General features: G+C 50.9%; 1 protein-coding gene. It reads left to right on the top strand.

Features of this window, described 5'->3' with window-relative positions:
* A partial coding sequence (locus J5X92_RS00550; protein ID WP_244360007.1) for a BapA/Bap/LapF family large adhesin occupies window positions 1–18,124 on the top strand: 18,124 nt, incomplete at its 5' end.
* Window positions 18,125–18,238 lie beyond the last annotated feature (114 nt).

Genomic DNA, 18,238 nt, shown 5'->3' with positions numbered 1-18,238 from the left:
TCAAGCTGACGGCACCTTCTCTGTAGATGTGCCTGCTGAATTAGCGGAAGGTGAATATTCTGTTGAGGCCACCGTTACCGATGCGGCGGGCAATACAGCCACCGATGCCAATACCGGTGAAATTGATACGACTGCACCCGCAATTTCATTAGATGCACAAGGCACTGACAACGACACTACGCCTACCCTTTCAGGTACGACTGATGCTGCGCCAGGCTCTACCGTGACGCTAACGGTGACAGACAGTGCAGGTAACGTACAAACGCTTACCACCACAGTGCAAGCTGACGGTACCTTCTCTGTGGATGTGCCTGATGAATTAGCCGAAGGTGAATATTCCGTTGAGGCCAGCGTTACCGATGCGGCGGGCAATAGTGCAACCGATGCCAATACCGGTGAAATTGATACTACCGCACCTGCAATTTCATTAGATGCACAAGGCACTGACAACGACACTACGCCTACGCTTTCAGGTACGACTGATGCCTCGCCGGGTTCGACCGTTACCCTAACGGTGACAGACAGTGCAGGTAACGTACAAACGCTTACCACCACAGTGCAAGCTGACGGCACCTTCTCTGTAGATGTGCCTATTGAATTAGCTGAAGACGAATTTACGGTTAACGCCAGCGTAACAGATCAAGCAGGAAATACGGCCAGTGCCGAAGCTCAGGGCGCTATCGACGTGACTGCACCAACCATCTCATTAAACGCCCCAGGAATAAATGGCGATGCTACACCCACCCTTTCTGGTTTAACGGATGCGGTGCCAGGAAGCACAATAACACTTACCGTTACCGATAGTGCAGGTGTTACTCAAACCTTTACTACGACTGTGCTTGCCGATGGTACCTTTACCGTTGAAGTTCCAAATGCAGTGGCAGAGGGTACATACAGCGTAACTGCCGAGGTGACAGATGGTGCGGGTAACACCGCACAAGCAACAGCGAGCGGCGATTACGATTCTACGAGTCCTTCGACGACCGTAAACCAACCTGCGCCAACAAACGATACCACTCCAAACGTTTCTGGTGAAACCGATGCCCCTCCTGGCAGTGAAGTCGTCATTGTGGTTACAGATAGCGAGGGTAACGAACAAACAATCGTTACCACAGTGGGCGCTGACGGCACATTCAACGAAGACGTGCCAGCGGAGCTTAGCGAAGGTGAGTACACGGTAGATGTAACCGTAACGACACCGGCAGGTAATAGCTCGACTACTACAGTAACAGGCGAAATTGACACCACGGCGCCATCCATTAGCCTTGAGCCTATTGGCTCAACCAATGATGACACACCAGTGATAAATGGCGACACCGACGCAGAACCGGGTGCGATAGTCACGCTAGAAATCGTACATTCAGACGGCACAACGCAAACCATTACTGCGACAGTGCAAGAAGACGGTAGCTTCAGTGCTGAAGTTCCGCAAGCACTGGCAAACGGCGACTTCACGGTAACTGCTTCTGTGTCTGATGTGGCGAGCAATACCGCTTCAACGTCAATCGATGCGGTTATCAATACCCAAGGCCCTGATGTTGTTATTGAAACCGGCTCTCCTACCAACGGTAGTGAAGGTATAGGAGGTTCGTCAGACGCACCTAATTCAGAGGTTGTGGTTGTTATTACAGATAGCGACGGCAACAGCCAGACAATAACGGGGACAACCGATGAGAATGGCAACTTCAATGTAGCATTCCCTCCTGGCTCTGAAGAAGGCGAATACGAGATTGAAGTGACGGTGACAGACGAAAATGGTAATAGCTCTACCGCCACGGCCACTACTGTACTTGATGCCACGCCACCGGTCGTGAACATCGACCCGCAAACGGATACTAACGACACAACACCGACTATCTTAGGTAATACAGATTTACCAGCGGGCAGCGAGGTCGCTATTACCGTCACCGATAGTCAGGGCAATTCGCAGACTGTTACCGCCGTTGTTGATGAAAATGGTAATTTCAGCGCCGATGTGGATGGAGCGCTAGCAGAGGGCAACTATGAGGTTTCTGTCGAAGCAACTGATGCCGCAGGCAATACGATTACGGCTGACGATAACGGGGGTAGCGTCGACACTACCGCACCAGCGCTTTCTCTAGACCCACAAACTGACGGCAGCGACACCACGCCGTCGATTTCTGGTTCTACCGATTTACCGCCTGGTTCAACGGTAACCATTGTGGTTACCGACGGCGCGGGCAACACGCAAACTATCAATGCAATTGTTGATGATAACGGTGATTTTAACGTCGATGTGCAAACGCCGCTTACTGAGGGTGAATATACCGTAGAGGCCAGTGCTACAGACGATGCAGGCAATACAACGACTGTCACTGAAAATGGCGGCAACATTGATACGCAAGCCCCCACCATTTCACTAGAATCACTTGGCACAGGGAATGACACGACACCTTCAATTAGCGGTTCTACAAACTTAGAAGCGGGCAGCACGGTTACACTTACCGTTACCGATAGTGCTGGAAACAGCCAAACCTTTACTGCCACAGTAGACGCGAACGGCGAATTTAGCGCAGACGTTCCCGCTGAACTCGCTGACGGCGACTACACTGTTGAAGCAACAGCTACCGATACTGCGGGAAATAGTGCTTCAACGTCACAAACTGGCACAGTGGACAGCAATGCGCCAAGCTTAACCCTTGACCCACTTGGTGATGATAACGACACCACGCCTACTATCTCCGGTACTACCGATTTACCAGCTGGCAGCACTGTCACACTGTCTGTTACCGATGCGCTTGGCAATACGCAAACATTTACGACAACGGTAGACGGTTCTGGTAATTTCAGTGTCGATGTTCCCAATCCATTAGCAGAAGGTGAATATAGCGTAACGGCTGCGGCGACCGATGCAAACGGCAATACCGCAACGGCAACGGAAACCGGCGGCAATATTGATATAACATCACCGCTAGTTAACTTAGATGCTCAAGGCAGTACTAATGATGCTACGCCAACCATTTCCGGTAGCACAGACCAAGCACCAGGTAGCAGTGTATCTATCACTGTTACAGACAGTGCAGAAAATACGCAGACTTTTATCGCTATAGTCGAAAATGACGGTACCTTCTCTGTTGATGTGCCAGCAGAGCTTGCCGACGGCGACTTTACCGTTACCGCCACGGTCACTGACGATGCGGGCAACCAAGATTCTGCATCAACGCAAGGCAATATTGATACTGCGGCACCAACGCTTACTCTCGATCCACAAGACGTGGGCAACGATACTACACCGCTTATTAGCGGTGCTACAGATTTACCACAAGGTAGTACGGTTACACTGGTCGTTACCGATAGCTTAGGTAATCAGCAAACCATCGAAACCCTTGTTGATGAAAACGGAGCCTTTAGCGTTGAAGTGCCTAGCGCATTGGCAGAAGGTAACTACACGGTTACAGCAACTGCCGTGGATGAAAATGGTAATACCGCGAGTGTAACCGAAAATGTTGGCAGCATTGACACAACGGCACCAACACTTTCTCTAAACCCAGTGGGTTCTGGCAACGATACCACGCCGACTTTATCGGGCAGCACCGATCTGCCGGAAGGAAGTGTTGTCTCGCTAACGTTAGTGGATAGCGAAGGTAATACGCAAACTATTAACGCCCTAGTCGATGCTAACGGCAATTTCTCTGTCGACGTACCCCAAGAACTGGCAGATGGAGACTACACAGTTAGCGCCACGGCAGAAGACGAGGCAGGTAATGAAGCGACTGACAGCACAACAGGTAACATCAATACGAATGCACCAACGTTAGTGCTAGATGGACAAGACGAAACGAATGACAGTACGCCCGCTATTTCAGGTACCACAAGCTTACCTGAAGGAAGTACGGTTACCTTAACCGTAACGGATAGCGCAGGGAACACGCAGACGATTACCGCGACAGTAGGTGCAGATGGAAGCTTTAGTGCAGATGTTACGTCACCACTACCTGATGGTGCTTACACAGTAACCGCCAGCGCGACCGACGGTGATGGCAATACGACAACGGTGACCGATAATGGCGGCACCATTGATACTACTGCCCCAGCGCTAACCCTGGAAAACCCTGGCAGTACTGGGGACACAACGCCGACGCTTTCAGGCACCACTGATCTTCCTGAAGGAAGCATAGTAACGCTAGTAGTGACTGATAGCGCTGGAAACACGCAAACTGTTAATGCCTTGGTCGATGCTAATGGTAGCTTTAATGTAGATGTGCCAAACGCATTAGCCGACGGCGACTTCACGGTTACCGCCAGTGCAACTGACAGTGCAGGTAATACCGCAAATGCCAATACAACAGGCAATGTAGATAGCCAAGCACCACTGTTAACCCTTGACACGCAAAGCTCTACCAGCGACGTAACCCCAACTATCTCAGGTACTACTGATGTTACTCCCGGCACACTTGTCACCATTACCGTTGTGGATGCCAATGGTGACTCGCAAAGCTTCCAAGTTACCGTGGAAGCAGACGGAACATTCAGCACGGATGTACCTAACGCACTGGCCGAGGGCGACTTCACCGTTACGGCAACAGTAAGCGATGCGCAAGGTAACACCGCGTCTGCAAACGAGACAAATGGAAACATTGATACGCAAGCGCCTGTTGTTAGCGTCAATCCGTTAGATTCAGGTAATGACACTACACCGGTTATTTCAGGTAATACAGATTTACCCGAAGGTGCTGTCGTGGTGATCACCGTAACCGACAGCAATGGCGACACGCAAACCATCAACGCATTGGTTGATACAGATGGCAACTTCGCTACAGAAGTATTGACTTCACTGCCAGAAGGCGACTACAGCGTAGAGGTTACTGCAACAGATGATGCTGGTAACTCAACAACCACATCTGAAGATGGTGGCAATATTGACACCACTGCCCCTGTGCTTACGCTAAATCCGCAAGGTACAGGCAATGATGAAACGCCTAACATATCGGGGAGCACTGATTTAGCACCAGGAAGCACGGTAACATTAACCGTTACTGATAGCGCAGGCAATACGCAAACCTTTGATGCAATTGTGGACGCGAACGGTTCATTCAGCGCGGATGTACCCAATGCTATGCCAGATGGCAGCTATACCGTAACCGCAAGCGCTACCGATGAGGCAGGAAATACAACAACCTCCACCGACACGGGCACCCTAGATACCAGTGCGCCTGCACTGTCTTTAGACGCCCAGGTTACGGTTAGCGATACTACACCAACCATATCGGGTACGACTGACCTAACTGCGGGGTCTACCGTGACGCTTTCAGTCACTGACAGTGCTGGCAATACGCAAACCTTTACCGCACTAGTTGATGCGAGCGGTAACTTTAGTGCTGACGTCCCCGTACCTCTTGCCGAGGGTGATTACTCAGTAATCGCTACCGCTACTGACAGCAACGGAAATAGTGCATCTGTCACCGACAATAACGGGGTCGTCGATACCGTCGTCCCCGCTATATCACTAGATGCGCTGGGTTCAAATAACGATACTACGCCTACTATTTCAGGCACTACGGACTTAGCAGCAGGTGAGAGCGTTACGCTGTCGATTACCGACAACACTGGTAATACACAAACTGTTACCGCAACGGTTGATACAAACGGCAACTTCAGTGTGGATGTGCCAGATGCACTGACCGAAGGTGACTATAATGTTACCGCTACGGCTACCGACGATGCAGGCAACAGTGCGTCAGCCAATGCAGCGGGCACCATTGACACCACAGCGCCTACCCTAACCTTGGACCCTCAAGGACTAGGCAATGACACAACGCCAACCATTTCCGGTAGCACAGATCTAGCTGAAGGTAGCGTTGTATCCTTGGTTATCACAGATAGTACCGGCAACATTCAAACGGTCACGGCAACGGTTGATGCTGCAGGAAACTTTACAGTGGACCTACCCGCGGCACTGGCTGAAGGTTCGTACAGTGTTGAAGCAACAGCCACTGATGAAGCCGGTAACAGCTCATCTATACTCGATAATTCAGGCGCCATCGACACAACACCACCTGAGCTAAACCTAAATGAATTAGCGCCTGAGAATAACCCAACGCCAACTATTTCTGGCACCACAAACCTTCCTGCTGGCGCCATTGTTACCCTAACGGTGGTCGACAGTGCCGGTAATACGCAAACCTTTGCGGCAACGGTACAAACCGACGGCAGTTTTGCAGCAAATATACCTTCACCACTAGCTGAAGGAGACTATACGGTCTCCGCTGCGGCTCAAGACCCGGCGGGCAACCAAGGTTCCGATTCTGAAACGGGCGGTAGCGTAGATACCACTGCCCCCGTTATTAACCTAGATCCATTTGGTACAGGAAACGATACCACGCCAACGATTAGCGGTAGCACAGACTTGGATGCAGGCAGTACAGTGACTATCACGGTGACTGACAGTGCTGGCTCTGTGCAGTCTTTTACTGCATTTGTTGATGCTAATGGCGACTTCAGTGCTGATGTGCCTAATCCTATGGCTGACGGAAACTTCGACGTTACTGCAACGGCGGCTGATGCTGCGGGTAATACCGCCACAGATTCAGTAAGTGGCAACATAAACTCAGCAGCGCCGACCTTATCGCTTGAACCATTAGGAACAGACAACGACACCACGCCAACCATTTCAGGTAATACCGATTTAGCACCAGGTAGCACTGTCACGCTAACCGTGACTGACAGCGCTGGAAACACGCAAACATTCAGCGCCATAGTACAAGGCGACGGTAGCTTTACCGCTGACGTCCCTGCAAGCTTACCTGAAGGTGACTATTCTGTTACTGCTACAGCCACAGACGGCGCAGGCAACAGTGCATCGGTAACCGAAAATGGCGGCAACATCGATACTACGGCGCCATCGATAACTATCGATACACAAGGGCTTGGTAATGATGCAACACCGTCTATCTCTGGCACCACAGACCTCAATGCTGGCGATACGGTAAGCATAAGCGTGACAGACAACGCTGGAAACACCCAGACATTCACAGCCACAGTTCTAAACGATGGCACTTACCGTGCTGATGTTCCCGCCGATTTAGCTGAAGGCAGTTTCAGCGCAACCGTTACTGCTACTGACGATGCGGGTAATTCTGCAACGGCAATAGATAACAACGGTGTCATAGATACAGCAGCGCCAACACTTTCGTTAGACGCACAAGGTTTAACCAACGATGCTACACCGACTATATCGGGAACCACCGACTTGGCTGCGGGCAGCAACGTAAGCATTAGCGTGACGGACAGCCAGGGTAATACGCAAACCTTCACCGCCACAGTTCAAGCGAACGGTAGCTTTAGTGCTGACGTGCCGGTTGACCTTGCAGAAGGCGATTACACAGTAGAAGTGACGGCGACTGATGATGCAGGTAATCAAAACACAGCGGTTGATAACAACGGTACAATCGACACCATCCCGCCTGTTATCAACTTAGACCCTGTGGCCAACGGCAATGACGCTACGCCAATATTGAGCGGTACTACCGACCTTCCAGAAGGAGCAACAATTACACTGGTTGTGGCCGATGCAGGCGGTAATGTACAAAATCTTACCGCTACGGTTGATGCGGATGGCGCTTTCTCAGTTGAGGTACCCAGCGTGCTTGTCGACGGCAACTATGATGTGTCAGCCAGTGCGAGCGATGCTGCGGGCAATAGCACGACAGTCACTGATAGCGGCAATATTGATGCTAGTGCCCCGGACATTACGTTAGATGCCCTTGGTCAAACAAACGACGCTACACCTCTCATTTCAGGTACAACGAACGCGTCAGTTGGTGCCACCGTCACGTTAACAGTGACTGATAGCGCAGGTGCTGTGCAAACCTTTACTGCAGCCGTGCAAGGTGATGGCACCTTTAGCGCAAGCGTACCTGCTGATTTGGCCGAAGGTAGCTACACCATTGTCGCAGAGGTAACTGACGGCGCGGGTAATACAGGTTCTGACTCTGAAACTGGCGGCGTGGTAGATACCACATCACCGGCAGTCGATGTGACAGAGCCAGGTGTAGGAAATGATGCAACGCCAACAATTAACGGTACAACCGATCAACCTGTTGGAAGCACGGTTTCAATTACCGTCACAGATAACGCTGGCAATATTCAAACCTTATCAGCAACCGTACAAAGCGACGGCTCCTTTAGCGTAGACGTCCCGGCCACTATGGCGGAGGGTAACTATACGGTTCAAGCAACGGTTGTTGATGAGGCTGGCAATACAGCGTCCGACGCTGAAACAGGCGTAATCGACACAATTTCACCTGTTATTACTCTGGATGAGCCTGGCACAGTTAGCGACTCAACCCCAACCATTAGCGGTACTGTAGATTTGCCTCAAGGTTCTACGGTGCAGATAACCGTTGTTGATAGTGCCGGTAATACCCAAGTGTTCTCTGCATTGGTTGCTGCAGGCGGCGCATTTTCAGCCGACGTACCAGCGGCGATGGCTGAAGGCAATTTCACAGTCTCTGCAACCGCCACCGATGCAGCAAACAACAGTACAACCGATAATGAAGCAGGCCTAGTCGATACGCTTGTACCTGCACTTACTATGGATGTTGCAGATACCACTAACGACGTTACGCCACTCATTACCGGAACAACCGATGAACCTGCGGGCTCTGTGGTCACTATTTTGGTAACGGATAGCGCCGGTGCGACCCAGACCTTAAGTGCAGTGGTACAGGCCGATGGTTCTTTCTCTATCTCCCCGGGTACGGATTTAGCTGAAGGCGACTTCACGGTAAGCGCTACTATCAGTGATGAAGCAGGTAATACAGCGACAGCGAGTGATGCTGGAAGCATAGACACTACAGCACCATCACTAACATTAACGCCACTTGAGGAAGGCAATGACACAACGCCTACCCTATCTGGCAGCACAAATCTTGCGCAGGGCAGTGAAGTTACTCTTGTGGTAACTGACAGCGCAGGAAATGTCCAAACCATCACGGCTACAGTTGATGTAGATGGAAACTTTACAGTGGATGTGCCTGCGCCTTTAGCTGAAGGTGCATACAGTGTTGAAGCCACGGCGAGTGATGAAGCGGGCAATAGCACTACCGTCGTAGACAATACAGGCGTTATTGATACGACAGCCCCTACTCTATCGTTAGATACACTAGCCCCAGACAGTGACACTACACCTACAATATCAGGGAATACTGACCTGCCTGCAGGTGCTACGATAACGATTACGGTTACGGATAACGCAGGTGTAAGCCAGACCTTCGATGCAACCGTTCAGGGAGACGGCAGTTTCTCGGCCGACGTGCCTAACCTAATGGCTGAAGGAGGCTATACCGTCACAGCGGTTGCCCAAGACCCAGCAGGCAATGAGACTACTGCCACTGAAACAAACGGTAGCGTAGACACTACCGCGCCGACTATCAACTTAGATGCACAAGGCACAGGTAACGATACTACGCCAACGATTACCGGCAGCACCGATTTAAGCCCAGGTAGTTCAGTGACCATAACCGTCACCGACAGCGCAGGAGCAGAACAGACATTTACGGCTATTGTCGATAGTAACGGAGACTTCAGCGCCGATGTGCCTAATGCAATGGCAGACGGTAACTTCAATGTTAGCGCTACCGCCACTGATGCTGCTGGAAACTCGGCGTCTGTTACTACCAGCGGCAATATCAATACAGCCGTGCCAAACCTAACCTTGGATCAGCTTGGTACAGGAAATGACACAACACCGACCATTTCCGGTACTACAGATATTGCTCCAGGTAGCATCGTATCCATCAGCGTTACTGATAATGCTGGTAATACGCAAACCTTTGACGCCATTGTTCAAGCTAATGGCACCTTCTCTGTAGATGTGCCAGCGGCCTTATCTGAAGGTAATTATTCTGTCACTGCAACGGCAACTGATGGTGCGGGCAATACGGCGACTGCAAACGAAAATGGTGGAGTTATCGATACTACTGCGCCTGCTGCCCCTGCTGTTGATGCAGGCAATGGTACCGAAATTACCGGTACAGCCGAAGCAGGCGCTGTCGTAAACGTAGACGTTGACGGTGATGGCATACCTGATTTCACGGTTATTGCTGATGGCGATGGTAACTGGTCAGTAACACCCAGTACACCGCTAGCAGATGGCGTGGTTGTCACGGCAACAGCAACCGATGAAGCTGGCAATACGAGTAGCCCAGCGTCAGATACAGTAGACGCTGTTGCGCCTATCGTTGCCTTTAACGACCTAACGACTAACGACACAACGCCTGCACTTACCGGTTCGGTAGACGATCCAACCGCCATCGTGGTCGTTACCATTAACGGTACAGACTATACCGCGACAAACAATGGTGATGGCAGCTGGACACTGGCTGACGATGCAGTAGCTGCGCTGGCTGAAGGTAGCTATACCGCTACGGTCACTGCTACTGACGCCGATGGTAACACCGGAACTAACTCTGGTACTGTGGTGATTGATACCACTGCACCAGCATCGCCTACCGTCGATGCTGGCAACGGCACAGACATTACCGGTACCGCTGAAGCAGGCGCAACCGTGAACGTAGACGTGGATGGCGACGGCACGCCAGATTTCACCGTCATCGCGGATGGCGATGGAAATTGGTCAGTAACACCCACTACACCTCTGGCCGATGGCGTGGTTGTTACGGCAACGGCTACCGATGAAGCTGGCAATGTCAGTGCACCAGCGTCAGATACAGTAGACGCTGTTGCGCCAGTCGTTACAATCAACGACTTAACTACTAATGACGCTACACCAGAACTAACCGGTACGGTGGACGATCCAAACGCTATCGTAGTAGTGACCATTGATGGTGTGGACTACACCGCAACTAACAATAGAGATGGAAGTTGGACGCTGGCTGACGATACATTGGCAGCACTTGCCGATGACAGCTACACAGCTACCGTTATAGCTACTGATGCCGATGGCAATGAGGGGGCAAATTCAGGAACGGTAGTTATTGATACCACACCACCTGCAATCCCTACTGTGGATGCGGGCAACGGCACCGAAATTACTGGTACCGCCGAAGCAGGCGCAACCGTTAATGTGGACGTGGATGGCGACGGCACGCCTGATTTCACCGTCATTGCTGATGGCGACGGCAATTGGAGTATTACGCCTGATACACCACTTTCCGATGGCGTAATTGTGACCGTAACGGCAACTGACGCAGCGGGCAACATTAGCAACCCAGCCTCAGACACCGTTGACGCGGCGGCGCCAGTCGTTGACTTCAACGACTTAACAACAAATGACACTACACCAGCGCTTACTGGTTCGGTTGACGACCCAACAGCCACGGTGGTCATTACCATTAACGGTATTGACTACACCGCCACTAATAACGGTAACGGCACGTGGACGCTGGCTGATGACGCAGTCGCCACGCTCGCCGAAGACAGCTATACCGCAACCGTTACGGCAACCGACCCTGACGGTAACGTCAGCACCAACACAGGTACCGTAGTGGTTGATACCACTGCACCAACAGCGCCAACTGTTGATGCTGGTAACGGCACTGAGATCACAGGCACTGCAGAAGCGGGCGCGACGGTAAATGTAGATATAGACGGCGACGGCACGCCAGATTTCACCGTCATCGCGGATGGCGACGGCAATTGGAGCGTTACGCCTGATACACCATTGTCTGATGGTGTTGTAGTAACGGCCACGGCTACAGATGAAGCGGGCAATACCAGCGGATCTGTGACTGACACCGTAGATGCTATAGCGCCGGTAGTGGCAATTAATGACTTAACCACCAACGATACGACACCAGCGCTGACAGGTACGGTTGATGATGCGAACGCAGTTGTGGTAGTGACTATCGACGGTAACGACTACACCGCCACTAATAACGGTAACGGCACGTGGACGCTGGCTGATGACGCAGTCGCCACGCTCGCCGAAGGCAGCTATACCGCAACCGTTACGGCAACCGACCCTGACGGTAACGTCAGCACCAACACCGGTACCGTAGTGGTTGATACCACTGCACCAGCATCGCCTACCGTCGATGCTGGCAACGGTACTGAGATCACAGGCACTGCAGAAGCGGGCGCAACGGTAAATGTAGATATAGACGGCGACGGCACGCCAGATTTCACCGTCATCGCGGATGGCGACGGCAATTGGAGCGTTACGCCTGATACACCATTGTCTGATGGTGTTGTAGTAACGGCCACGGCTACAGATGAAGCGGGCAATACCAGCGGATCTGTGTCTGATACCGTAGATGCTGTAGCGCCGGTAGTGGCAATTAATGACTTAACCACCAACGATACGACACCAGCGCTGACAGGTACGGTTGATGATGCGAACGCAGTTGTGGTAGTGACTATCGATGGTAACGACTACACCGCCATTAATAACGGTAACGGCACGTGGACGCTGGCTGATGACGCAATCGCCACGCTCGCCGAAGGCAACTATACCGCAACCGTTACGGCGACCGACCCTGACGGTAACGTCAGCACCAACACCGGTACCGTAGTGGTTGATACCACAGCACCAACAGCGCCAACTGTTGATGCCGGTAACGGCACTGAGATCACAGGCACTGCAGAAGCGGGCGCAACGGTAAATGTAGATATAGACGGCGACGGCACGCCAGATTTCACCGTCATCGCGGATGGCGACGGCAATTGGAGTGTAACGCCAGGTACACCATTGGCCGATGGAGTTGTAGTTACGGCCACGGCTACAGATGAAGCGGGCAACACCAGTGGGCCTGCATCTGATACCGTAGACGCCGTAGCACCGGTAGTGGCAATTAATGACTTAACCACCAACGATACGACGCCAGCACTTACAGGTACGGTTGATGATGCGACAGCGACCGTTGTGATCACCATTGACGGGAATGACTACACCGCCACTAATAATGGCGACGGTACGTGGACGCTGGCTGATGACGCAGTAGCCACGCTCGCCGATGGCAGCTATACCGCAACCGTTACTGCAACCGACCCTGACGGTAACGTCAGCACCAACACAGGTACCGTAGTGGTTGATACCACTGCGCCTACGGTTGCAATAAACGACCTGGCCACCAATGACACCACGCCTGAACTTACCGGTACAGTGAACGATCCGAATGCAATTGTGGTGGTGACGATTGACGGCAATGATTACACCGCTACCAACAACGGTGACGGTACCTGGACACTGGCTGACAACGTGGTAGCAACACTCGCTGAAGGCAGCTACCCAACGTCAGTGACTGCAACAGACGCCGCGGGCAACACGGTAACCAACACCGGTACCGTGGTAATTGATACCACTGCGCCTACGGTAGCAATAAACGACCTGACCACCAACGACACCACACCAGAACTCACCGGTACAGTAAACGACCCTAACGCGGTAGTGGTGGTGACGATTGACGGCAATGATTACACCGCTACCAACAATGGTGACGGCACGTGGACACTAGCCGATGATGTAGTTGCCACATTAGCAGAAGGTAGCTACCCAACGTCAGTGACTGCAACAGACGCCGCGGGCAACACGGTGACCAACACCGGTACCGTGGTAATTGATACCACTGCGCCTACGGTAGCCATAAACGATTTGACCACCAACGACACCACGCCAGAACTTACTGGTACGGTGAACGACACGAATGCGGTTGTGGTAGTGACAATTGACGGCAATGATTACACCGCTACCAACAATGGTGACGGCACATGGACTTTGGCTGACAACGCAGTCGCAACCCTTGCTGAAAGCAGCTACCCAACGTCAGTGACTGCAACAGACGCCGCGGGCAACATGGTAACCAACACCGGTACCGTGGTAATTGATACCACTGCGCCTACGGTTGCAATAAACAATCTGACCACCAACGACACCACACCAGAACTCACCGGTACAGTAAACGACCCTAACGCGGTAGTGGTGGTGACGATTGACGGCAATGATTACATCGCTACCAACAATGGTGACGGCACGTGGGCACTAGCCGATGATGTAGTTGCCACGTTAGCAGAAGGTAGCTACCCAACGTCAGTGACTGCAACAGACGTCGCGGGCAACACGGTGACCAACACCGGTACCGTGGTAATTGATACCACAGCGCCTACGGTAGCCATAAACGATTTGACCACCAACGACACCACGCCAGAACTTACTGGTACGGTGAACGACCCGAATGCGGTTGTGGTAGTGACCATTGACGGCAATGATTACACCGCTACCAACAATGGTGACGGCACATGGACTTTGGCTGACAATGTCGTCGCTCTGCTTGCTGAAGGTAATTACACGGCAACGGTTACCGCTACAGATGCCGTGGGTAATTCTGACTCAGCTACAGGTTCAATTGTTATCGATACCAGTATTGATGAAAACAATAATGCTCAAACGGTAACGTTCGACAGTATCTCAAACGATTCTGGGGTGGCTGGAGACTTTATAACTAGCGATAACACGCTGGTTTTCAATGGAACAGTTGACCTTGGTGACAATACTACTCTGACTGTCATTATTGATGGCACGTCCTATACCTTTGGCACTGACCCTGAACTCACCATTGATGGAAGCGGCAACTGGAGCCTAGATCTAACAGGTACAACGCTACCAGCGGGTACCTATTCGGTAGTGGCAACAGTCACCGACGACGCCGGTAATTCGGCAAGCACAGCGAGCCAAAATGTGGTTGTACAAGCCCTCGATGCCATTAATGATGGAAACGGAGTCGATATGGGCGAGCCGGTGGTCACGGTCAACCCACCAGAAACCACCAGCAACGTAGATGTTATCGGCTTAGTTGAAGCTACAGGCGGTGTTGATGCAAGTGCATCCTTTACCGTTTCCCCTAACCATGTAGGTGAAGTGTTAGTAGAGGTTGACCAAATAGCACTGGTTGCTGTTGCCGATGCCTACATTGTTGAGGTGTATGACGAGAGCGGTCAGCTTGTTTACCAAGGAGTAAGCGCAGATTCAAAACTTGCAGATGTCGGTGGACTAGACATTTTTGATGTTACCGGCGACGAGACCATTTCGTTCACGTTAGCAGGCCTTGATGCTGGCAACTACAGTGTGGTGGTTCGCAATGATGAGAACTTACTTGAAGATTTGTTAGACAATGACAACAGTAACGATATTGACCTTGATGAGCTTGGTACAGCTGGCGTGGTACTTGGGCCAGACAATCAGGCGGTAGTTCTTGATACTATTGAAGCAACGTTAAATACCGGCGTTTTAGGTATTCCACTTGGTACGGTTGGCACGCAAGTAAGGGGAGTACTAGAGACACTTCTGGATACGACTACAGTAATTGGCGCAGGACAGCTTGTTAATTTACTTACCGCCCCTCTTGATGCAATTGGCTTAACTGGCTTCCTTGATGATATTTTAAGTGTTGTTGCCGATGCGTTGCTTAGCAATACCTTAACCCTTTTACAAGACACTGACATTACCACCACGTTAACGGAATACACTTATACGGGTGATTTAGTGGCACAAGGTAACCTGATTAATGGTGATTTAAGTGGCGTGGGCTCGGACACTATCTTAGACGGCGCGCAAGTGACGCTTGTTACCAATGCATCTGGTGATAGCGTTACTGTTCCTGCTGCAGGTACAGTTACTATTCAAGGTAATTATGGTGTACTAGAAATTTCTGCAGACGGTACGTATACCTACACTGCCGACGGCGATCGCAGTGCAATCGGCCAAGACGAAGTGTTTAACTACACCCTATCAGACGGTGCAACCTCTGATATTGCGGCACTTACCATCACCATTTCTGGCAGCGACTTCCCTACAGTAGTAGCACAGACAGATAATAATGACATGGAATTGGGCGCACAAACTGCCATTGTAAATGCACCAGTTACCGACAGCGACTTCCAGGTGATAGGCTTAGCAGAAAGCTCACCAGTGGCAGGTTCGCCAGAGGCTAGCACAACGCTTACCGTTGATGCTGGTTACTTTGGCGAAGTGGTAGTCGAGGTCAGCCAAACAGCGCTGGTTGCCGTTGCCGATGCGTATCGTGTTGACATTATTGATGCAGATGGCAACGTGGTTGCTACAGCTATGACGCCGGACAATCCGTTAATAGGTGATGCGGTAGGTATAAACCTTATCGGAGTAACCGGTGACGATACGCTGGTTGCAAAATTCTCAGGGCTACCTGCCGGTGATTACACCGTGGTTGTTCGCAATGATGAAAGTGTGCTTGAAACATTATTCGATCAAAATAGCGACGGCTCGATTACGCTAACAGAGTTAGGTGATGGCGGCGTGGTGCTTGGGGAAGAAAACCAAGAGGTAGTGTTAACTGCTGTTGAGGACGCACTAAACGGCACTAACGCGAGTATATTAAATGGGCTTGGTTTAGGTACGGTTGTACGAAACCTTGTCCTTGAGCCAGCCTTAAGCACAGCAGATACCATAGGCGCCGGCGACTTAGTGAGTACCATTACTACTGGACTTAATCTATTAGGGCTGGGCGCATTGGCCGATACTGTATTAGATGCGGTCGCGGCAGCATTACTAAGCAATACACTTACCTTGCTTCAGTCTACCGATATAACTTCAACACTCACTGAATACGCGTTTGAAGGTAGTACTACAACGTCGGGTAATGTTATCGATGCTGCTAACACAGGCGATGTGGCCGATAGCATTGCCGAGGGCGGCGTAGTGACGCAAGTTACTCATACCAATGGTGAGTCGGTGACCGTATTAGGTACTGGTTTATCTGGCATTACCATTGAGGGTGATTATGGCGACCTCACCATCTTTGAAGACGGAAGCTACACCTACGTGGCCAACGGCGTGCGCGACGGCTTGGGTAGTACAGATAGCTTCAGCTACACCATTTCAGATGGTACTAATACCTCCACCGCCAACCTTAACTTTAACCTATCAGGGCAAGGGGTATCGGCAGACTCAGCACGTGCTGAATTGACCTATGATTTTGTTTCAGACACTGGCCCTAGTGAACTAGATGCGCTTTCTCATGGTTATTTACTTGGGCTTGGGGGCAGCTTTAGCGATACCAGCAGTACGTTTGCCGTCGCTACAGACACGACTCAAGATATTACGTTAAACGTTGATAATGGTAGCCTGCTGTCACTGGTTTCAAGCCTTACTGTTACTGTAGAAAAGTTTGAAAACGGAGTATGGGAAGAGTATAGAGTTTTCCCGAACGGCGAGCTTGTTAGCTTATTAGGCATTGATGGCGACACCGTGCTTACCGTCAACGGATTAACTGAAGGCTTGTACCGTCTGTCAATGAGCGGTACGACAGGCGTTGGCGTAGCCGGTAGTATTAGTGTAGATCTATCCTCTACCATCAACTACCTTGACCAGTTTGAAGTCAGCGGCGTACAAACCGCCACGGGCAATCTGTTCGAAAACGATGTGCTATTTGGCCCAACATACGATGTAACTGTATCTACTGATGGAACAATTTTCCAAGATACCACTGGCGGCATTACGTTAGTGGGTGATTACGGTACGCTGCAGATTGATGAAACGGGTGCGTACACGTATACCCCAGACAACACCCAAGCCGTATTTGGTGGCACCTTAACAGATACCTTTACTTACCGTATTGAGTATCCAGATGGTACTGTCGAACAGGCTGAGTTTAACGTGTTTGTGACGGCATCTGGTGAAGGTGTAGCAGTAGTAGAAACAAGTAACTCAGCTGAAACTATGGCAAATAGTTCATCGGAGTCGGTAAGTGCATCACAAAGCTCAGAAACGGAAGCTACTGATGAACCCAAAGCGCCTACCGTTGTTGAATTTAGTGCGCAGTCTGAACAAACCGTCGAGTTAAACACTGATTCTCAAGTGGTGACATCTGAGAGCACATTGCCGGAAGATATAATTACCCTTCCAGAGGAAAACGATATTGTTACCATCGGGCTGGAAACCGAAGTAACGATCGATACCGTAGATCTTGAGCTTCCACCAGAAGATTTGATTTTACCGTCGATAGAGTCTGTTCCATCTAATTCTGAAAGCGATAGCACATCGGTAGCTGAGTCTGGGCAGGTGTCTGGTGATACTGCTAAAGAGAGTGACGGTAGTATTGGCATTGCTACTCCAACGGAGTCAGATGTGCTAAAAACAGCAATCGATAAATTCCCAACAACGGATATTTAATGTAAAAGAGGCTTAACGATAAAGGCTCTGATACATCTGTATCAGGGCCTTTTTTTATTTAGAAAGTTGCGAAACTCACCGCCCACAACGTTTAATTATTCTATACGACGAACG

Origin of the sequence: Alteromonas sp. K632G, assembly GCF_017653625.1 — a bacterium.
Lineage (GTDB): Bacteria > Pseudomonadota > Gammaproteobacteria > Enterobacterales > Alteromonadaceae > Alteromonas > Alteromonas naphthalenivorans.
The sequence above is the reverse complement of the archived record's forward strand: the minus strand, read 5'-3'. Positions and strand labels throughout refer to the sequence as shown.